This window comes from Nocardia sp. NPDC004278, from assembly GCF_053602975.1.
Genome location: NZ_JBSGEQ010000002.1, coordinates 426,696 through 447,468, shown reverse-complemented (window position 1 = coordinate 447,468; position 20,773 = coordinate 426,696). Strand labels below are relative to the sequence as shown.

Here is a 20,773-nt window from a genome sequence, read left to right as displayed (position 1 = left end):
ATCGATTGCTGGATATCCAGGCGTCCGGGGGATCGGTGTATGACGCAGAATCCGCCGGATGTGGTGCCTGTCCGCCTGGCGGCCCGGCACATACCCGACGGCCATCGCCGCGGGCTGGTGGCCGGAGAACCCAAGGGGTGCATGGGAATCGGGGCGGCAGTTACACGCGTCGCGTGGTGGACACAACTATCGATCGATGAGGCGTGATGACCGCGATGATATCGGTGCTGGTGATCGACGATCACAACATGCTGCGCGGCGCGCTGTGCGAAATCCTGGATCGTGAGAGCGATATCACGGTGGTGGGTCAGGCTGCCGATGGCCGTTCGGGCATCGAGCAGGCGGAGCGGCTATATCCGAATGTCGTGATCTTGGATGTCGAGATCCCCGGGGAAGACGTCGTGACGACACTGCTCAGGCTGCGGGAGGTGAGTCCCGACACGCGGGTGTTGATCGTCAGCGTGCACCAGGATATGGGGTTGATCCGCGAACTGGTCGAGTGCGGCATCGCTGGTTATCTGCACAAGAGCGCGAGGCGGGAGACGCTGCTGTCGGCGATCCGCACCGCGGACAGCGATGGCGAGGTCATCGTCTACGTGTCCTGGCAGGAGGATCGCCGATCCGCGGACGGCAACCGGGACGTCTCGCCGGATCAGGCGCTCACCGCGCGCGAGTTGGAGGTCGTCGAACGGGTCGCGAGCGCCATGAGCAATCGGCAGATCGCGAATGCACTCGGCATCACCGAGGGCACCGTAAAGCGGCACCTGCGCAACATCTTCCAGAAGCTCGACGCCGTATCGAGACTGGATATGGTCAACCGGGCGACGGCGGCCAAGCTCATCGTCCCGTATCCGCCGGAGTGATCAACCGCCGGCCCGCTGCGGGCCGCCCCGAGATCGGCGGCCATCTGTCATGAGTGGCGGTCGCCTGCTGCGGGTCGCGATAGCGCGTCGTGAGTATGCAATAGATGCGGGATCGTGGCGCTTCTGGTGTCCGGTCCGTTAACTCGCGCTGAACTATCCGGCGCACCGGTTGATCAGGTAGGTGAGTGATCACTAAACTTCGGGATATGAGTTCACCGGCTCGAGTACGAATGTCGGCGAGCGCACGACGCGAACAGGTATTGGCTGCCGCCATAGCCGAATTCGCAGCCGGTGGCTACACGGCGACGACAACGGAGTCGATCGCCCGGCGTTCCGGAATTTCGCAGGCCTATCTCTTCCGTTTGTTCCAGACCAAGAAGGAGATTTTTCTCGCCGCGGCGAATCGAGCATTCGACTCCGTCGAGAAGGCCTTCCGCGAGGCCGCCTCGAAAAGCGTGCAAGACGACCGCCTGGACGCGATGGCGGACGCCTATATAGAGCTGCTGGGTGATCGCCAGCAGCTGACCTTCCAACTGCAGGTGTATGCGGCATCGGCTCTCGACGACGAGATCCGCGCCCTCGCCCGCGAACGGTTTCACCACCTGTACCAGGTGGTGCAGGACCTGTCCGGCAGCGATGCCGGGGGTGCGTTCGATTTCATGGCGCAGGGCATGCTGCTGAATGTCACGAGTGTGCTGGAACTGGAACTGCTGTAAGGAGATTTTCATGCCCGCTCTGCCCTGGACCGCGGGGGTGCACAAGCCCGCGAAAGGTGACCAGTTGCACGTGCTCACCTCCCGGCTGCCGCTGACGAACTATATCGATGTGCCCCGATTTCTCTACTGGACAATGCGGATTCGCACCCAACTGGTTTCCGCACCGGGATGTGTCGGATTCGCACTGGACGCGAAGCTGATCTCCAAGACGTTCTGGACGCTGTCCGCGTGGTCGGACAAGCAGGCCATGGACCACTTCGCGCACAGCGGTACCCACGCGAAGATGCTGGCGGATATGGCCGGTCGGATCGGCGATCCGAATTTCGTCGAGTCGAGCGCGTCGACCGAGGACATACCGCTGTCCTGGGCCGATGCCCGAGTCCGGATCTCCGCGCGCTAGCCCCTGACAGCTAGCCGGACCAGCCGATCGAGGAGTGGTGATGCCGCAGAAGATTCGCTTGATCAGTGAGTTCTCTTTTCCCGCAGTGCTTTTCCATGCGGCACTGGTCAGTGCCGAGTACTGGCAGGCGCGCGTGGCCGAACTGGACGGCCCGCATGCCGAACTGTCTCTCCATCGTGAGGCCGACGGCGTGCTCGTGGCCACAGTATCCAAACCTGTTGCCCCGGATCAGATTCCGCCACGGCTGGCGCGGGTTTGGCCGTCCGGGCTGCGGCTGGACTACGCCGAGCACTGGTCACCGCTGGTGGCGGGGACGGCCCGGGCCGAAATACGCGGCAGCATCGCTGGCGTCGGCACCATGGCGGGCAGCTGCGAGCTGCGCGACGGCGTGGATGGATGCGTCTCGGAATACTCGGTGACGGTCGATTCCGGAATTCCGATGGCGGGCCGGTTGATCGCGGGGGCCTTCGCGAAGGGCATCATCGAGGACTCGGGTGCGGTGGATGCGTTCACCGAGCGCTGGCTGCGGCGGGCGCATGCGTGATGGCCGGTGACCCGTTCGCGGTGTGGATGAGACGAATGCGCCCTGGACGGCCCGGGCATCCGGCCCTGGTGTGCTTTCCGCCCGGTGGCGGCGCGGCCGGAGGCTATCGCGAGCTGGCGAACCACATTACCGAGGGTGTCGGCGTCTACGCCGTGCAGTATCCGGGTCGCCGCGACCGGATCGGCGAGGCGCTGATTCCATGCCTCACCGAACTCGCGGACCAAATCGCCATGGCCTTGGCGCCACTGCTCGGCGGTGAGCTGGCATTGTTCGGCCACAGCATGGGGGCGACCATTGCCTTCGAGACCGCCCGTCGGCTGGCGGCGCGCGGCCGGACCCCGATCACACTGTTCGTATCCGGTCGGACGGCCCCGTCCGAGCCCGCCGCCGATCGGCTGGCCGACACCGGCGATGCCACGCTGATCGCCGAATTGGAGCGCTTGGCAAATGATCCCGCGTCAGTGGCCGTCCTGCGTACCAACTCGGCACTCGCCGCCGCCGTGCTGCCCGCGGTTCGCAACGACTACCTCGCGATCGAGAACTACGTCTACGCACCCGGTGATCCGCTGCGCTGCCCGGTGGTCGGGCTGACCGGGGCCGACGACCCGGTGGTTACACCGGACCAGCTCGCGCGGTGGCGCACTCATACCTCGCGATCGTTCGATCTGCATGTCTTCCCGGGTTCGCATTTCTACTTGGACGCCCAACCTGCGGCGATCGCGCAGGTGATCAACAGCGGTATCCGAGCGGCCGATTCGGCATCGACCAACGTTCACAAACCTGCGGTATCTTTGCCTCGTGTCGGAAAGGCTGCTCAACCGAATTCCCCGTCCGAGGGTGCTGACGACGGTTATGGTTTGCGTAATGAGCTGCGCCATGGCCGGTTTGGGCCTGCATCACATATCGCGCGCGGAAACCGGCCCCGATGGTGATCAGCTCGGGCAATTATCGTTCGGCGGGTTGGTGCGAACCTATGGCCTGCATATCCCCGCCGGAACCGACCATCCGGCTGGGCTGGTGGTCAACCTGCACGGCGGTGGTTCGACCGGGCACGGCCAGGAATCGCTCACGCACTACGACGCCGTCGCGGACCGGCACGGCTTCATCGTGGTGTATCCCGATGGTATCGAACATAATTGGGCCGATGGGCGGGGTGCGTCCGAGCCGGACCGTCGCGGCATCGACGATGTCGGTTTCCTTGTCGCGCTCGTCGATAAACTCGCCCGCGAATTCGATATCGACCGCGGTCATGTATTCGCCACCGGTATGTCGAATGGTGGGTTCATGGCCGATCGACTCGCCTGTGATCGCGCCGATGTGTTCGCCGCCATCGCGCCGGTCGCGGGCACCCTGGGGGCAAACGTCAACTGTGCGCCCACGCGTCCGGTCTCCGTACTCGAAACTCACGGAACCGCCGATCCGATCGTGCCCTTTACCGGCGGAACCATGACCGGCCGAGGCGGACAGTCGACAATTCTGCCCGCCCTCACGACTGCGGCGCGCTGGCGCGAGGCGGACCGCTGCCAAGCGCCGACCGAAGAGCTGCTCTCGGCCACCGGCAACGACGCCACCCAGGTCCACCGCCTCACCGCCACCGCCTGTGCCGACGGCACCGAGGTGACCTTTATGCAGGTCGACAACGGAGGACACACCTGGCCCGGCGGCCTGCAATACCTCCCCAAGGCCATCATCGGCCCGACCACCGATATCTTCGACGCCTCAGAAGCCAGCTGGCAGTTCTTCGCAGCCCACGCCCGCTGACTCGGGCCGAGCGGCCTGTAGCCCACCAAGGCGGGCGCGAGCTGCTGGTATGCCACGCAAGCCCATTGCCGCAGCCGATCGCGGACGAGCAGATGCCGATGTGCCATTCGCTGCGGATTGTGCATATGTGCACTCGGACATTTCGCTGAGGGGTTCGCACCGTGCGATATCTGTGCCCGACCACTGCGGGATGGTGCGTGAAGAAAGCTGGCGGGGTTCACAATTCAGCGTATCGAGCCTGCTATAGCTGACTGTGGGGGAAATTGGCCGTACGGCGTCGAGCGGTAACGAAGGAGTCGATATTCGTTTTCTTCGAGTTTGCCATCGACAGCTTCTCGATCACCCGGTGGAACCGCTGGGCTGCCTCGACGAGGGACGCCGATCCTGTGACGCTGCGGTGGAATAGGTGGAAATCGATACTGCCGCTACTTATTTCGTCCTCTCGATTCGACGGGTGTTGCATCTGCCGCCACAGTTGTAAGTGCACAGGGGCCGATGATCGGTCGGGCAGGCGGGCACGGAAGGCAGCAGATGTTCACCCGGATCGCAATTGTCAATCGCGGCGAGGCCGCCCGCAGGCTTATTCATACCGCCAGGGAGTTGGGTATCGAAACCGTCGCGCTATATACCGATGGCGAACGTCATGCGACCTTCGTGCGGGAAGCCGATCGGCGGTATTGCCTGGGACCGGCGAGTGCGCGCCCATATCTGAATCCGGTGCTGCTGGAACGCGCCTTACGGGAAACCGGTGCGGACGCGGCCTGGGTCGGCTGGGGATTCGTGGCCGAGGATCCGGAATTCGCCGAACTGTGTGCGCGGGTGGGTGTTACCTTCATCGGGCCGAGCGCCGAGGCGATGCGCAGGCTCGGTGACAAGATCGGCGCGAAGCTGCTGGCCGAGCAGGCGGGCGTGCCGGTCGCGCCGTGGAGCGGCGGTCCGGTCGAAACGCTGGATGCCGCAATCGAAGCCGCGCAGCGCATCGGCTACCCGCTGATGTTGAAGGCGACCGCGGGCGGTGGTGGACGCGGGATCCGGGTGGTCGCCTCGGAGGCCGATTTGCGCGAGGCCTATCAGCGCACGAGCAAGGAGGCCGAGCGGGCCTTCGGCAGCGGTGTGGTGTTCCTCGAACGTCAGGTGACCGGTGCCCGGCATGTCGAGGTGCAGGTGATCGCCGACGGGCACGGCGGCGCCTGGGCGCTGGGCGTGCGCGATTGTTCGGTGCAGCGGCGCAACCAGAAGATCATCGAGGAGTCGGCCTCGCCGGTACTCACCGCCGAGCAGGCGCTGGAGTTGAAGCAATCCGCGCGACGGCTGGCACTTTCGGTCGGCTACTGCGGGGCCTGCACCGTCGAATTCCTGTATCACCCGGGCGAACGGTTCTTCGCCTTCCTGGAGGTGAACACTCGGCTACAGGTCGAACACCCCATCACCGAGGCCACCACCGGTGTCGATCTGGTCAAGGCCCAGCTGCAGGTGGCGGCTGGAATTCCGCTGAGCGGACCGGTGCCCGCCGAACGCGGGCACGCGGTGGAGGCCAGGCTGAACGCCGAGGATCCGGACCGTGACTTCGCACCGGCACCGGGCCGAATCGCGTTGCTGCGCTTGCCGACCGGCCCGGGTATCCGGGTGGACACCGGTGTCGGCGAGGGCGATGAAATCCCCGCGGACTTCGATTCCATGATCGCCAAGATCATCGCCTACGGCCGGGATCGGACCGAGGCGCTACAGCGACTGCGCCGGGCACTGGCCGATACGACGGTGGTCATCGAGGGCGGCGCGACCAATAAGAGCTTTCTGCTGACGCTGCTCGATACGCCGGAAGTGATCGACGGTACCGCCGACACCCGGTGGGTGGACCGCGCATCGGCCGAGGGCGGTCTGGCCACCCAGCACCACCTCGGCCTCGCCTTGGCGGCCGCGGCGATCGACGGCTACGAGGACGCCGAACACGGTGCTCGCGGACGGCTCTGGGAAAGTGGGCGTGGGCGGCGCCCACATGTGCAGCACGAGGTCGGTCGGGCCGTCGAACTGCGGGTCGGTGAGCGCGGGTACCGGGTCACGGTGGCCAAGAACGGATTCGGCCGATTCTGGGTCGCGATCGAGGACGGTATCGCCGATCGCGTGGAATTCGAGGCGGCTGTCGAGCGGATCGACGAGCACCTGGCCGCGCTCACCGTGGCCGGTCAGCGCTACCGTCTGGTGTCGGCCACACACGGCGCGGTTCATTTGGTCGAGATCGACGGCGTCGCACATCGAGTGAGTCGGGATGAGGGTGGTGTGCTGCGCGCACCCGCGCCCGCGCTGGTGGTCGCGACCCCGGTCGATGTCGGCGGCGAAGTGCGAAGCGGTGCACCGGTACTGGTGCTGGAGAGCATGAAGCTGGAAACCGTGCTGCCCGCGCCCTGCGCTGGTCGGCTCCGGGAGCTGCTGGTCGCCGTCGGCAGCCAAGTCGCGGCGGGGGAGCTCTTGGCACGGGTGGAACCGGCGGGTGGTGCGACTCGGGTGGCACCGTCGCGGTCGATCGATCTGATGATCCCGTCGCCCGCACATCCGCCGAGCGCGGCGGATCGAGCGCGCCGCGCGCGGGCGGACATGCGAGCGGAACTGCTCGGCTTCGACGCCGCATCGGCCGACGCTTGGGCCCGCTATCTGCTCGATCGTGACGCGCTGGCGGTCGCCGACGGCGACTGGCTCGTCGACGAGGTCGAGTTGGCCGAGATCTTTGCCGATATCGCGGAATTGGCCTCCCCCGAGGCATCGGGCCGTGGCGCCGACAGCCCGCGCGAGCAGCTCCATATCTACCTGCAGAGTCTCGACACCGAACGGGGTGCGATTCCGGCCGAGTTCCGCAGCAGGCTCGGGCGCGCACTGGCCCACTACGGGGTCGCGGAACTGGATCGGACCCCCGAACTGGAAGCGGCCGTCTTCCGTATCTTCCTGGGCACCAATCGGATTGCCGTGGGTGTCCGGGTAGTGACCGAACTGCTGAAGCTGTGGATCGGTGCGGATCCGCCGCCGGTGGCGCACCACCCGCACACCCGCGAGATCTTGGAGCGGGTGATCCGGATGTCCCGCTCGCGCTTCCCCGCGGTCGCCGATCTGGCCCGCAGCGTCGCCTTTGCCTGGTTCATGCGCCCGGCGACCGATGCCGCCCGTACCGCCATGCTGACTGGGGTGTCGGAGGAACTTGCCGCCCTCGCGGCGGCGCCGGATTCGCCGGAGCGGTCGCGTCGGATCGCCGCGCTGGTCGAGATTCCGGAACCGCTGTACGAATTCCTCGCAGAGCGTCTGCTCGCCGGTCCGGACGGCAGCTTCGCACCGCGCGAACCCATGCTCGAGGTGTTGGGCCGCTGGCATTACGGCGAACAGCATCTGCACACATTGCGTGCCTTCGATATCGCGGGCCGTCCGTTCGTGGTCTGTGACTACCGGCTGGAACTGCATCCGGCCCATGCCGTGCCGACGACCGCCGTCGCCACCGTTGGCACCTTCGCCGAGCTGCCGGAATACGCCGACCAGCCGGACACCGCACTGGTGGCGGCCCTGCGCGCCGAACTGCTCGCGGTCCCGGTCGGTCAGGTGGCCGTGGCCGACCTGCACCTGGTCTGGCCGGACGCACCCGCCTCGCCCGACGAACGCGCCGAGGCGCTGTGCCGCGGTTTGATCGCGGCCCGGCTGTCCGAACAGGCGCGCCGGATCGTGGTGGCCGTGGCCGGACCGGAAGTGGAGTTCTACACCTTCCGCCGGGCCGAGTCGGATCTGGTCGAGGACCGGCTGGTGCGCGGGGTCCACCCGCTGGTCGGGCGGCGGCTGTCGCTGTGGCGGCTGCGGCACTTCCACCTGTCGCGGATCCATACTCCCGAACCGATTCTGCTGTATCACTGTGTGGCCAAGGACAACCCGGACGACCAGCGGCTGGTGGCGCTGGCCCAGGTCGGCCGCTTCGAGCTGACCCGCGACGAACAGGGGGCGATCGCGGCGGTCGGTGATGTCGACACGGTGCTCTCGGCATGCGTCGAGGCGATCGGACGGGCTCGCCACGATCTGGACCCGGCGGGGGCCTGGTTGGATATGAACCACATCTGGCTGGACATCCGGCCGGGTATCGAGGTCGACCTGGCGGAGTTCGCGGCCTGGCAGCGTTGCGTGGCACCGGAATTCACCGAGGCCGGTGTGCAGGAAGTGCTGGTCCAGGCGCGGCTGGCCACCCGGGAGGGAGCCTTCCGGGAATCGGTCACCCGATTGCGCTATGAGCCCGGTTCCAGCGCGCAGGTGACGATCGAGGGACCTCCACAGGTCGCGCTCGAACCGCTCGACGACTACGACCAGAAGGTGGTGCGGGCGCGGCGGCGCGGCACCGTGTACCCGTACGAGCTGATCCCGCTGCTCACCGGTGCGGTCGGCACCTTCACCGAATACGATCTCGACTCCGAGTCCACCTCGGCGCGGCTGGTCCCGGTGGACCGACCGCGCGGGCGCAATACGGCGGGCATCGTGGTGGGTGTGGTGTCGACGCCGACCGCACTGCACCCGGAGGGCGTGTGCCGGGTGACCTTGTTCGGCGATCCCACCAACGCGCTCGGCGCGGTATCGGAGGCCGAATGCGCCCGGATCATCGCGGCGCTGGATCTCGCGCAGCGGCTTGCGGTTCCGGTGGAGTGGTTCGCGCTCTCGGCGGGTGCGCGCATCTCGCTGGACTCCGGCACCGAGAATATGGACTGGGTCGCCCGCGCGCTGCGCCGCATCGTCACGTTCACCCAGGACGGCGGCGAGATCAATGTGGTGGTCGCCGGTATCAATGTGGGCGCGCAGCCGTACTGGAACGCCGAGGCCACCATGTTGATGCACACCAAGGGCATCCTGGTGATGATCCCGGACGGCGCGATGGTGCTGACCGGCAAGCAGTCGCTGGACTTCTCCGGTGGGGTGTCGGCCGAGGACAACTTCGGTATCGGCGGCTACGCACGGGTGATGGGCCCGAATGGGCAGGCGCAGTACTGGGCCGCGAACTTGGCGCAGGCCCGCGATGTGCTGCTGGCGCATTACGCGCACAGCTACCGCGGTCCGGGGGAGCCGTGGCCGCGCCGGGCCGCCAGCACCGACCCGGTGGAGCGCGACATCACCGCGTTCCCGCATCCGGGTGCGGAGTTCCGTACGGTCGGTGAAATCTTCTCTGCCACCGTCAATCCCGATCGCAAGAAGCCCTTCGACATCCGCGCGGTGTTGCGCGCGGTCACCGACCAGGACCACCAGCTGCTGGAGCGCTGGGCCGATATGGCCGATGCGGACACCGCGGTGGTCGCCGACGCCCGGATCGGCGGCTGGCCGGTCTGCCTGATCGGGATCGAATCCAAGCCCGTTGTCCGACATGGTTTTCCGCCGGCGGACGGCCCGGACACCTACACCGCGGGCACGCTGTTCCCGCGTTCGTCGAAGAAGGTGGCGCGGGCAATCAATGCGGCCAGCGGCAATCGGCCGCTGATAGTGCTCGCCAATCTGTCCGGATTCGATGGATCGCCGGAATCCATGCGCACGCTGCAACTGGAGTACGGCGCCGAGATCGGCCGGGCGGTGGTGAACTTCGACGGCAAGATCGTCTTCTGCGTGATCTCCCGCTACCACGGCGGCGCCTTCGTGGTCTTCTCCAAGGCACTGAATCCGAATATGACGGTGCTCGCGGTCGAGGGATCGTTCGCCTCGGTGATCGGCGGGGCTCCGGCGGCGGCGGTGGTGTTCGCGCGCACCGTGGACGCACGCACCGTTGCCGACGCTCGCGTCCACGACCTGGAACACCGACTGGCTCGCGCCGATGTGTCCGAGCGACCCAAACTGGCCGCCGAATTGGTGGACCAGCGTACGGCGGTGCGCGCCGAGCAGCTGGCAACGCTCGCTGCGGAATTCGATGCGGTGCACAGTATCGAGCGCGCGGTGGGAGTCGGGTCGGTGGATTCCGTGGTCGCCGCGAGTGAGCTGCGCCTGCGGATCGCGACCGCGATCGACGAGTGGATGCGGGATGCGCCTTTTTCGCCGGAGCAGGAATGAGATTGGGGTGTAACCAGTTTCAGTGGAGGTAGGCGCGGCGGCTCCGGTTCAAAAACTGGTCGGTTGATCCAAACTGGAATTCGGGATATTTCCCTCGTTCGGTGCGGTTGCGGACATTTTGCGGTATAGAGGTCCGGAAAATATTGGGGGCGTTACTCTTCGAGTAGCCGAGTTAACACAACCGTATAAGAATGGTCACGACTTGGATGGTGTGGCGCCGTGGTCGAGTCGGCCCCGGATGTGACACTGCCTTCGCTTCTGATGGGTCGGCAAAACCCATCGGTTGACCCGACAGCAGGACGACCGGGTGCGTGGGACACAGCGTTGTGCCGCCCGCGCCGAGGTCAGGGGAACGGGCTGGTCCGGCCCGGCGATGGAGATCGACACGATGACAACAGAGGTGGGGCCGTCCGCAGCGGTCGCGGACCTGCGCGCTAGGCAGCGGCTGATTCTCGACCGCTATCGCGCGGAACTGGCGGCGATCGACAGTGCGCTGGTCGCCGACGAGGTCACCTGGCAGGAATGTTCGATCCAGGCCGAGCACATCATCGCCGACTGTGCCGATGCGCTCGCCTCCGGTCGGGTCGGCATCGTGGCCCGACATCTACACGCCATCGCCGATATGGCCCAGCGCCGTGGTGACCGGGGCATTCGGCCGGATGCCTCGGTGCGCGCGGCCCGGGTGCTCTCCGAACTGGTGCTCACCGAGGTGGCCGAAATCGTTGCCCCGCTAGCGGATTCGACGCGGCACCTGGGGATTGCGGCAATCACGCTGAACCGTGCAATATACGCGCGGCTGGAGGCCGGGGCCAAGGGCTACGACTCGTTCCTGCTCAACCAGGTGCGCATGGTCAACAACGCCGAGCGGCGGATGCTGGCCCGCGATATCCACGACCGGATCGGCAATAGCGTCAGCGTGGCGATGCGGCGGCTGGAACTGTGCGCCGCATCGCAGCCCGCGGGCGACCCGACCATCTCCGACGCCATCGCGGCGTTGACCGATACGCTGCAGGAACTTTCGTACATCACCACCGGGCTGCGCGCCGATTATGGGACGGGCAGTCTGCGCGATGCGCTGGCGGCATTCGTCGGTGCGATGCGACTTGCCGAGCCGGCGGTCGGGATTCAGGTCAACGGGGTGGAGTCCTGGGTCGACTCGCTGGTGCTCGACGAGATCTTCCTGATCCTGCGGGAAGGTTTGCGCAATGCCTTCGCGCACGCGGCGGCCGAGCAGGTGGTGGTCACGGTCGATATCGCGCCGCACGAGGTCTGGGCGACGGTGGCCGACGACGGTATCGGATTCGACCCGAAGGCCGAGCGCCGCACGAACGGGCTGGACTCCATGCGTGAACGCGCCGAACTGCTTTCCGGCGCGGTGACCGTGGTCTCGCGCAAGCACGGGGGCACCACGGTCGGGGTATGGATACCGGTGCTGGCGGCCTGTGCGATCTGATCAGTGCCCGGCGCCCACCTGGTTACAGGCCGCTCAAACCCATTGCGGCGTTGGCGGCGAACTGGGTGGCCATGAAGGCGTGGTAGGGGCGGCGGCTGCGTCGGCGGGGATGGTGGTAGCGGGTGGTGAGGGTGAGATAGCCGACCAGCACCGCGCCGGGAAGCAGGCAGGCGCAGGTCGGAACGAGGCCGGGAATCCGTTGTGCGGCAATGAGAATGCCGAGCGCGATCAGGGTCGCGAGCGCGGCGACGCAGCGGCGCAGCGGCCACTCGGCCACCAGCGCGATGAGGGTCCGCGGGCGCGCGACGCGGTCACCGTTCACATCGGAGAAGTCCTTGGTCACCGCGCCGATACAGCCCATCCACAATGACATTGCGATGGCGAAGGCGACCAGCGTGGGCGTCGGTCGCGCGCCGACTGCCACCGCCCCGGCCGCATAGGTGAGCAGACCACCGGCGACCACCACCGAAGTCGAACCGAGCCAGCCGCGGCGCAGTTGGAACGGTGGCGCCGAGTAGGCATAGCCGACGGCCAGGAATGCGCATACGAGCAGGGTCGGGGTCGGACCCGCCAGTGCGCCGAGCAGCAGGGCGCCGACCGCGGCGCCGACCGCGACCGGCAGTGCCTGTGCGGGCATCAGGTCGCCGCGCCCGATCGGGCGGCCGACGCCGTTGATCCGGTCGTTCGCACCGTCGGCAATGCCGTTGGCGAGATAGATGCAGACGGTCGCGAAGAACCAGGACAGCAGTGCGCAGCCATAACTTCGGATGGCGAATTCCCGGTGTCCCATACCGTATTCCGCGGCGATTGCGGATGCGGCCAGGAAACGCAGCGAGAACATCAGCTGAACCATGGGGCGCGCTTCCCGGAAACACATTCGGAGTCGATGATAGGCGGCCATTATTTCCGTTACTGCTCGTATCCGGTGTGCCTGTTGCGTTGCGGCGGTGGCCATGGACAGACGCTAACGCGAGCGCCCGAGCGCGGTCCACACTTATCTTTCGATTAATTCGGGGAATCGGTTCCTGATCGTTCGGTGCAAATTAACGAAGAGTTGGGGGAGAGTTCCGATGGCGCTGAAAATCGCTGGAAAGGACCAGGTAATGGCGGCACGTACCTCTTTTGATACATGCTCCGATGTTCCCAAAGTGTCCCTTGGGGTGCTGGTAACGAACGGATATCGTCAGTTTCGATCCCGCGTCGGAGTGGCCTCGGGATCGAATTCCTGACATTTGGTGATGAATTGGGGGCAGTATGTCCGCAGTGGCCGTGATCGGTGGTGGTATCGCCGGTCTGTCCGCCGCCTACCACCTGCGTGGACGGGCCGAAGTGACCCTGTTCGAAAAGGAAGCGAACGCCGGTGGTCACGCCAACTCTATCGAAGTGAACGATAGTGGTCGGATCCTCGGACTGGATACCGCATTTATCGTCTACAACGAGGCGCACTACCAGCGGTTGACGCAATTCTTTGCCGATCTGGGCGTGCCGACGCAATCGCATCCCGGCACCTTCAGCTTTTACCATGCCGACACCGGACTCGGCTTCGTCTCGGAGGATTTCGTACTCCCCGAGGACGAGATCAGGGCGAAGTACGGACCGGAATTCGTGCCGATGTGGGCCGAGGCGGAGCGGTTTTACCGGGAGTCGCCCAAGCATTTCATCCGCAAGCAGGCCGAGATGCCGATGGGTGAATATCTGGACGCCAACGGCTACAGCCAGGACTTCCGCTACGGATTCATTGTGCTGATCGCCACCGCCGCCTGGTCGGTACCGGCCGATCGCATCTGGGATATGCCCGCGGCAACCATTATCGCGTTCTTTCTCGGGCACGGTCGCGAGGGCCTGGGCGGGCGCACCGCCCCGTGGAATACGGTCACCGGCGGCAGCATCAACTATGTGCGCGCGACGCTGGAGCACCTGGGTGCGGCCGGGCAGGAGATCCGGCTCGGCACCGCCGTCGATCGGGTCGACGAGGACGAAACCGGAGTCACCGTCTACACCGCTGCGGGCCCACGGCGCTTCGACGAGGTGATCATCGCGGCGCATGCCGATGACGCGCTGGCCATGCTCGCCGCGCCCACCGCAGTACAGCGCATGCTGGAAGCCCTGTCCTACAACGACACTCGCGCCACCCTGCACACCGATCCGGTCTGCATGTCCGGCGACCGTTCGATCTGGCGCAGTTGGAACTATGTGCGTTCGGGCGGGCTCGACGATATGCGGTCCTGGGTCGTCTATTACCTCAACGAGCTGCAGTGCTTCACCAGCGAGACCGACTACTTCCTCACCCTGGACTGCGGCGTCGACATCGACCCGGACCGGGTGATCCGCGAGTTGGCCTACCGCCACCCGATTTTCACCTACGAGGCCCGGCAATTGCGTCCGGTGCTGCACACCATCAATGAGGGCAGCTCCCGGGTCAAATTCGCGGGCTCGTATTTCCATTCGCGCAAGATGGGCATCGATATCGTCGGCAACCACGAATCCGGATTCGATTCCGGCGCCGCCGCGGCCGACGCGGTGGTGCGCAGCCTATCCGCCGCGCCAGCTCAATGAGTTCTCCCTCATCAGATCAATTCGCTGTTACCGCATCAGGAGTGTGTTTCCCATGACCGAGCAGGCCACCACCGCATCGCTTTCCGTCGAGGAAGTGGAGAACTGGCTGCGGGAGAAGATCGCCTACAAGCTGTCCGTCGAGCCGGCAGAGGTTTCGGTGGACGACTTCTTCGACAGCTTCGGCCTCGACTCCACCGAGGCGCTGGTGCTGGCGGGTGAGCTGGAGTCCTGGTTGGGCTTCGAGCTGGAGACCACCGCGCTCTGGTACCACCCGACCATCGCCGAACTGGCCAAGTACATCGTCGCCGAGAAGGACCGGCTCGCGGCCTGAGTGTCGCGAATCGTCCACCGCCGCTGCGTTTTACGCCGTCGAGGAGCAGTGCCCCATGCAATCACAGACAACGCTCTCGCCCGCGCCTGGTACCCGGCTCGGCGATACGCCCATCGCGATCGTCGGTCTCGGCGCGCTGTTTCCGCGTTCGGCGGATCTGACCGAATACTGGTCGAATATCGTCGCGGCCGCGGACTGCATCGAGGACGTACCCGAAACCCATTGGAAGATCGAGGATTACTACGATCCGGACCCCAGCGCGCCGGATAAGACCTACGCAAAGCGCGGCGGCTTCCTGCCCACCGTCAACTTCAATCCGATGGAGTTCGGCCTGCCACCGAACATCCTCGAGGTCACCGACGTATTGCAGCTGCTGAGTCTGGTGGTGGCCAAGCAGACCCTCGCGGATGCGGGAGCACCCGACTCGTCCTGGTACGACCCGAGCCGCACCGGCGTCATTCTCGGCATCACCGGCGCCAACTCGCTGACCCAGCCGCTGGCCACCCGCCTGCAGACCCCGGTGCTCAAAGACGTAGTGCGCAGCTGCGGCCTGAGCGACCAGGATGCCGAGGAGGTCGCGGCCAAATTCGTCAAGGCCTTCGCACCGTGGGAGGAGAACTCCTTCCCGGGCATGCTCGGCAATGTGGTGTCGGGGCGCATTGCCAACCGGTTCGATCTGGGCGGCACCAACTGCACCATCGACGCCGCCTGCGCCAGTTCGCTTGCTGCGGTGCATATGGCGGCTGCCGAACTGGTCTCCGGCCGGGCCGATCTGATGATCAGCGGTGGCTGCGATGCCGAGAACACCATCCTGATGTACCTGTGCTTCAGCAAGACGCCCGCGCTGTCCAAGAGCGGAATCATCCGGCCGTTCGACGAGAATTCCGACGGCACCATGATCGGCGAGGGCATGGGCATGCTGGCACTCAAACGCCTCGCCGACGCCGAGCGCGACGGCGACCGCATCTACGCGGTGCTGCGCGGCATCGGCACCTCCAGCGACGGGCGGTTCAAGAGCATCTACGCCCCGCGCAAGGAGGGGCAGCAGCTGGCATTGCGCCGGGCCTACACCGATGCCGGATTCGGGCCCGGGCAGATCGGACTGCTGGAATGCCACGGCACCGGCACCGCGGTCGGTGACTATACCGAATTGTCGGCGCTGCGTGAGGTTTTCGCCGAGGCGAGCGATGAGAAGCAGTTCTGTGCGGTGGGCAGCGTCAAGTCGCAGATCGGACACACCAAGGCGGCGGCGGGCGCGGCCGGGCTGATCAAGCTGTCGCTGGCGCTGCACCAGAAGGTGCTGCCGCCGACCATCAATGTGGAGCAGCCCAAGGAGGCGGTGGACTTCCCGAACTCGCCGTTCTACGTGAATTCGGCGACCCGGCCGTGGGTGCTGGAGCCGGGCCGGGAGAAGCGGCGGGCGGCCAGTTCATCCTTCGGCTTCGGCGGCACGAACTTCCATTGCGTGCTGGAGGAATACGATCCGTCCGGCGCCGATGCCCGTGCGCTGCACCGGGATTACCGCGTGTACGCGTGGCACGCCGCGACGCCGGCGGAATTGCTCGCGGCGATCGAAGAGCGCCCACGCGGTGTCGAACTGGATACGGCGATTCCGGCGGGGCACGCCCGCCTGGCGGTGGTCGCACAGTCCGATGACGAGCTGACGGCGTTGCGGGACAAGGCCGTCGAACGGCTGCGCGCGCAGCAGTCGGTCGACGCGTTCGAGGTGCCGGGTGGTGCCTACTACCGGCGCGCGGCAGGGGTGCCCGGCAGGATCGGCGCGCTGTTCGCCGGACAGGGCAGCCAGTACGTCGGCATGGGCGCGCAGACCGCCGTAGCGGTGCCGCCGGTCCGTGCCGCATTCGATGCTGCGAGTGGGCATTCCGATCCCGCCGATCCGCTGAGCCGGGCCATCTTCCCGCCGCCCGCGTTCACCCCGGAGGACGCCGCGGCTCAGGAAGAAGCCTTGCGCCGCACCGATTTCGCACAGCCCGCCATCGGCGCGCTGGCCGCCGGACAGTACCGCTTCCTGGACGAACTGGGCTTTGTACCCGACGGCGCGCTCGGCCACAGCTTCGGTGAGCTCACCGCGCTGTGGGCGGCCGGGGCCTTCGATGACGACACGTTCTACCGGTTGGCCCGGGCCCGCGGCACGGCCATGGCGACACTGCCCGAGGGCGCGGCCGATCGGGGCACCATGGCGGCGCTGCGCTGCGGTCCGGACGCGCTGACCGAATTGCTGGTGGCGCACCCGGATGTGGTGGTGTGCAACCTCAATGCGCCGGAGCAGACCGTCGTCGGCGGTGGTACCGAGGCGGTGCGGGAATTCGCCGCGGCCGCACAGGAGCAGGGCCTGCGCGCCCAGCTGCTGCCGGTGGCCGCCGCCTTCCACACCTCCTATGTGGCGCATGCGGTGGACGCGTTCCGGGCGGCCGTGGCGCAGGAGTCGATCGGCAAGCCCGCCCTCGAGGTATTCGCCGACGCCGCGGGCGCCGAATACGGCGCCGATCCGGCGGCGAACCGGAATGTGCTGGTGGAGCAGCTGTCCCAGCCCGTCGGCTTCGCGCCGCGGATCCAGCAGATGTACGCCGCGGGTTACCGGGTCTTCGTCGAATTCGGCCCCAAGTCGGTGCTCTCCGGCCTGGTGCGCAAGATCCTGGCCGATATGCCGGACGCGGTGGTGCTCGCCGCCGACGCGGGCGCCGACGGCGACCGCGCGCTCAAGCAGCTCGCGGCGCGGCTCGCGGTGCTGGGACTGCCGCTGACCGGTCTGAACCGGTACAGCGCCGAGGAATCCGAAGTAGTCGAAAGCAAAGGAATGAGGATCCCCTTGAACGGCATCAACTATGTCTCGGAGGAGCGGCGCAGTTCCTATCGCGACGCTCTCGAGAACGGATATCGCGTACCGCAGCCCGCCCCCGCCAATGGGAACGGCGACGGCAACGGCAATGTCGCTGCGGCGCCCGCCGCCTCGCCCGCCCTCGCGGCGGCCGGTGGTCAGGGCGACCTGGCCGGTGACCACCTGGCGCTGCACCGGGAATACCTGAGCAGCCAGCTGCGGGTGGCCGAAAGGCTCAGCGGCATTCTGGAATACGACTCGCGCCAGGGCACCCTGGACGACCGCACCATCGCCGGACTTGCCTCGGTCAGCGACCACAGCGTGGCCATCGGCCATGCGCACAGCCAGGCCAGTGAGGTGCTGCTCGGCTTCGCGTACCTGGAGGCGGGGCACAGCATCGACGCTCCGGCCATCCGCCGCCCGGTCGAGCGGCTGCCGCGGACCGAGCTGGCGGCGCAGGCGGAACTGACGGCCGCCCCCGCCTACGCTCCGGTGTCGGCTCCGGCATTCGCCCCCGCTCCGGCGCCCGCGCCGGTCGCCGCACCGCAGCCGGTCGCGGAAGCGGTTGTCGCGCAACCGGCTCCGGTCGCGACCGGTGCGGCCGCAGGATCGGTGGTCAGCGCCTCGACCGAGACCCCGGTCACCGGTGACGCCACCGAGGTGGTGCAGGACGCGTTGCTGTCGATCGTCGCCGAGAAGACCGGCTACCCGGCCGACATGCTGGACGTATCCATGGATGTCGAGGCCGATCTGGGTATCGACTCGATCAAGCGGGTCGAGATCATGGGCGCACTGCAGGAGCGGTTCCCGGACAGCCCGCAGGCGGGTCCGGAGCAGATGGGCGAGTTGCGCACACTGGGCGGGATCATCGCCTTCATCAGCGTCGCGATCGGCGGCTCGGGCGCGGTGCGTGCGGCGGAGGTGGTGCACCCAAAAGCTGATGGCGCGTCCCGCATCTCGCGGATGCAGGCGCGCCTTTCCGAGCTGCCTGCCGTCGCCCCGCTGGTCGGGGCCTTCGCAGCCGAGCCTGTCGCGCTGATCGCCGGTGGCGGCAGCGCGCTGGCCGAGCCGCTCGCCGCCGCCCTCGCGGCGGCGGGCTGGTCGGTCGTCGCCGGTGCCGACCTCGGCCCGGACGATCGGCTCGACCTGGTCGTATTCCTCGCCCCGGAGGCGCCACCCCGGTGGTCGAGTTCCGTTGCGGCGTTGGAAGATGCGCTGGAGCTGGCGCATACGACCCAGCGCACCCTGGAACAGGCGGCGGCGCGAGGCCGCGCGGCCTTCCTCACGGTCAGCCGTGTCGACGGCCTGCTCGGCCTGTCCGGCACGGTCGACGCCGCCGGACTGCTCGGCGGACTGCCGGGGCTGGTGAAGACCCTTGCGATCGAGGCGCCCTCGCTGTTCTGCCGGGCACTGGACCTGAGTCCGGAACTGGCGGTGGAGCAGGCGGTGGCCCGAGTGCTCGACGAGCTCGCAGACGCCGATACCGGCACCGCCGAGGTCGGCATCGCGGCCGACAGCACCCGTCGCACGCTGCGCGCGTCCACCGACGACGGCACCGATCCGCTACTGCCGCAGGGTGATTCGGTGCCCGAACCGACCCTGGCGGATCTGCTGGTGGTCACCGGTGGTGGCCGCGGCGTCACCGCGGCGTGCGCGATCGGACTCGCCGAACAGTATGGTTGCGGACTGCTGCTGCTCGGGCGCAGCCCACTCGAACCCGAACCCGATTGGGCCACCGGAGTTTCCGAGGCGCAACTGAAGGGCGCGATCGTCGCCGATTTGCGCGCAGGCGGCGGCAAGCCGACGCCACGCGAGGTCGAACGGATCTTCCGCGGCCTGGTCGCGGGCCGCGAGATACGAGCCACCCTGGCCGCGATTCGCGCCGCCGACGCCACCGCGGAATACCTCGCCGTCGATGTCACCGACGCCACGGCGACCGCGGCGGCGCTGGCACCGTACCGGGATCGGATCACCGGTCTGGTGCACGGCGCGGGGGTGCTCGCCGACAAGGCGATCACCGATCAGCGACGTGCGGATGTCGCGCCGGTGTTGGCGACCAAGCTGACCGGTCTGGCCGCCACCCTGGCGGCCCTCGATATGGACCGGCTGCGGCATGTGGTGCTGTTCTCCTCGATCGCTGGATTCTTCGGCAATCGCGGTCAGTCCAGCTACGCCAGCGCCAATGAGGCGCTCAACCGAGTGGCCGCCGCGCTGCGGCGGCGCCTGCCCGGCAGCCAGGTCACCTCGGTGAACTGGGGCGCCTGGGCGGGCGGCATGGTGACACCGGAGTTGGAGCGGATGTTCACCGAGCGCGGGGTCACCCTGATCCCATTGCGCACCGGCGTGGAGTTCTTCACCGAACAGTTCCGCACCGCACGGTCCGCGGATGTGGTGTGCGTGGTCGGGCCGAATGCGCCGCTGTCGGCCGCGCCGCCGCGGACGCTGTCGGCCGAGCCGACGGTGGTGCGCCGCGATCTCACCGGGGCCGCGCAGGATCCGGTGCTGGCCGACCATGCGGTGGGCGGAATTCCGGTGCTGCCCGCGACGGCCGCGATCGGCACGATCCTCGGAACCGCCCAGCGGATCACCGGACGGACCGTGCGGCGACTGACCGGGTTCTCGGTGCTCAAGGGCGTAGTCCTCGACGCTGCCGGTCCGACGGAACTGCGGCTCACCTACACCCCGGGCGCCGTGGCGACCGCGGTACTGGTGACCGACTCCGACGACAGGCCACGGTTCCGGGCGAGTGTGGTCGACGATGACCTCGCGCCCGAGACCCTGACCGGGCCGCCGGATATTGCTGCGGCACAACCGGTTTCGGTCTACACCGACGGCACGCTGTTCCACGGCCCCGCGCTGCGCGGCATCACCGCTGCGGTGCAGGCCGAGGACGGGCGCCTGGTGCTCACCTGCCGCCTGGCCGACCGCACGCTGCTCGGCGGTGCGTTCGCGGCCGAGGACTACAGCCCGGTGCTCGCCGATCTGCTGCTGCAGGCCGCGCTGGTCCAGGTGCACCGCACCACGGGCCACAACAGCCTGCCGACCGCGGTCGGCGCGATCGAGGTGCACGACGCGGTGCCCAGCGATGTCGAGTTCCACATTGTGGTGGATCCGCTGATCAGCCGCGGGGCCACGGCCACCGGCACGGTCACCGCGGTCAGCGCGACCGGACGGGTGCTGCTGCGCTTCGGTGCGGTGGAGCTGGTGATCAGCGAGGCACTCGGTGCGAAATTCACGACGGACGACACGGATCGGACTGTGTGAGGAC

12 protein-coding genes are annotated in these 20,773 nt (G+C 67.3%); 11 read left to right on the top strand and 1 reads right to left on the bottom strand.

Features of this window, described 5'->3' with window-relative positions:
• Nucleotides 1-206 precede the first annotated feature (206 nt).
• The 8 genes from ACWEO2_RS04670 (at nt 207) to ACWEO2_RS04635 (ending at nt 11,779) form a co-directional block, all read left to right on the top strand.
• The gene (locus ACWEO2_RS04670) at nt 207-863 is read left to right on the top strand and encodes a response regulator (RefSeq protein ID WP_452404089.1); all 657 of its coding nucleotides are present in this window, start codon (nt 207-209) and stop codon (nt 861-863) included.
• 206 nt (nt 864-1,069) lie between these two features.
• Nucleotides 1,070-1,579, top strand: a complete 510-nt coding sequence (locus tag ACWEO2_RS04665) for a TetR/AcrR family transcriptional regulator (protein ID WP_452404088.1) — start codon at nt 1,070-1,072, stop codon at nt 1,577-1,579.
• A gap of 10 nt (nt 1,580-1,589) precedes the next feature.
• Nucleotides 1,590-1,979, top strand: a complete 390-nt coding sequence (locus ACWEO2_RS04660) for a hypothetical protein (RefSeq protein WP_452404087.1) — start codon at nt 1,590-1,592, stop codon at nt 1,977-1,979.
• A gap of 40 nt (nt 1,980-2,019) precedes the next feature.
• Nucleotides 2,020-2,523, top strand: a complete 504-nt coding sequence (locus ACWEO2_RS04655; RefSeq protein WP_452404086.1) for a DUF2505 domain-containing protein — start codon at nt 2,020-2,022, stop codon at nt 2,521-2,523.
• A 35-nt stretch (nt 2,524-2,558) separates the two neighbouring features.
• Nucleotides 2,559-3,455, top strand: coding sequence for a thioesterase II family protein (locus tag ACWEO2_RS04650; RefSeq protein ID WP_452404085.1), 897 nt, complete (start codon nt 2,559-2,561; stop codon nt 3,453-3,455).
• Nucleotides 3,346-4,284, top strand: coding sequence for an extracellular catalytic domain type 1 short-chain-length polyhydroxyalkanoate depolymerase (locus tag ACWEO2_RS04645; protein ID WP_452404162.1), 939 nt, complete (start codon nt 3,346-3,348; stop codon nt 4,282-4,284). Before ACWEO2_RS04650 ends, ACWEO2_RS04645 begins: the two co-directional genes overlap by 110 nt.
• Nucleotides 4,285-4,815: 531 nt before the next feature.
• Complete coding sequence (locus ACWEO2_RS04640) at nt 4,816-10,326, top strand: ATP-binding protein (protein ID WP_452404084.1); 5,511 nt, start codon at nt 4,816-4,818, stop codon at nt 10,324-10,326.
• A gap of 388 nt (nt 10,327-10,714) precedes the next feature.
• On the top strand, nt 10,715-11,779 hold the full coding sequence (locus tag ACWEO2_RS04635; protein WP_452404083.1) for a sensor histidine kinase: 1,065 nt from the start codon (nt 10,715-10,717) through the stop codon (nt 11,777-11,779).
• Between the two features lie 22 nt (nt 11,780-11,801).
• Here the strand turns inward: ACWEO2_RS04635 and ACWEO2_RS04630 are convergent, their stop codons facing one another.
• Nucleotides 11,802-12,620, bottom strand: a complete 819-nt coding sequence (locus ACWEO2_RS04630; protein ID WP_452404082.1) for a UbiA family prenyltransferase — start codon at nt 12,618-12,620, stop codon at nt 11,802-11,804.
• 413 nt (nt 12,621-13,033) lie between these two features.
• On the opposite strand from ACWEO2_RS04630, the gene ACWEO2_RS04625 reads away from it, so the two are divergent.
• The 3 genes from ACWEO2_RS04625 to ACWEO2_RS04615 are packed head-to-tail and all read left to right on the top strand — an operon-like array spanning nt 13,034 to nt 20,769.
• Nucleotides 13,034-14,335: an NAD(P)/FAD-dependent oxidoreductase gene (locus tag ACWEO2_RS04625; RefSeq protein ID WP_452404081.1), complete on the top strand. Its 1,302-nt coding sequence runs from the start codon at nt 13,034-13,036 to the stop codon at nt 14,333-14,335.
• Between the two features lie 52 nt (nt 14,336-14,387).
• Nucleotides 14,388-14,666, top strand: coding sequence for an acyl carrier protein (locus ACWEO2_RS04620; protein WP_355185279.1), 279 nt, complete (start codon nt 14,388-14,390; stop codon nt 14,664-14,666).
• 55 nt (nt 14,667-14,721) lie between these two features.
• Complete coding sequence (locus tag ACWEO2_RS04615; RefSeq protein WP_452404080.1) at nt 14,722-20,769, top strand: SDR family NAD(P)-dependent oxidoreductase; 6,048 nt, start codon at nt 14,722-14,724, stop codon at nt 20,767-20,769.
• Nucleotides 20,770-20,773: the final 4 nt, after the last annotated feature.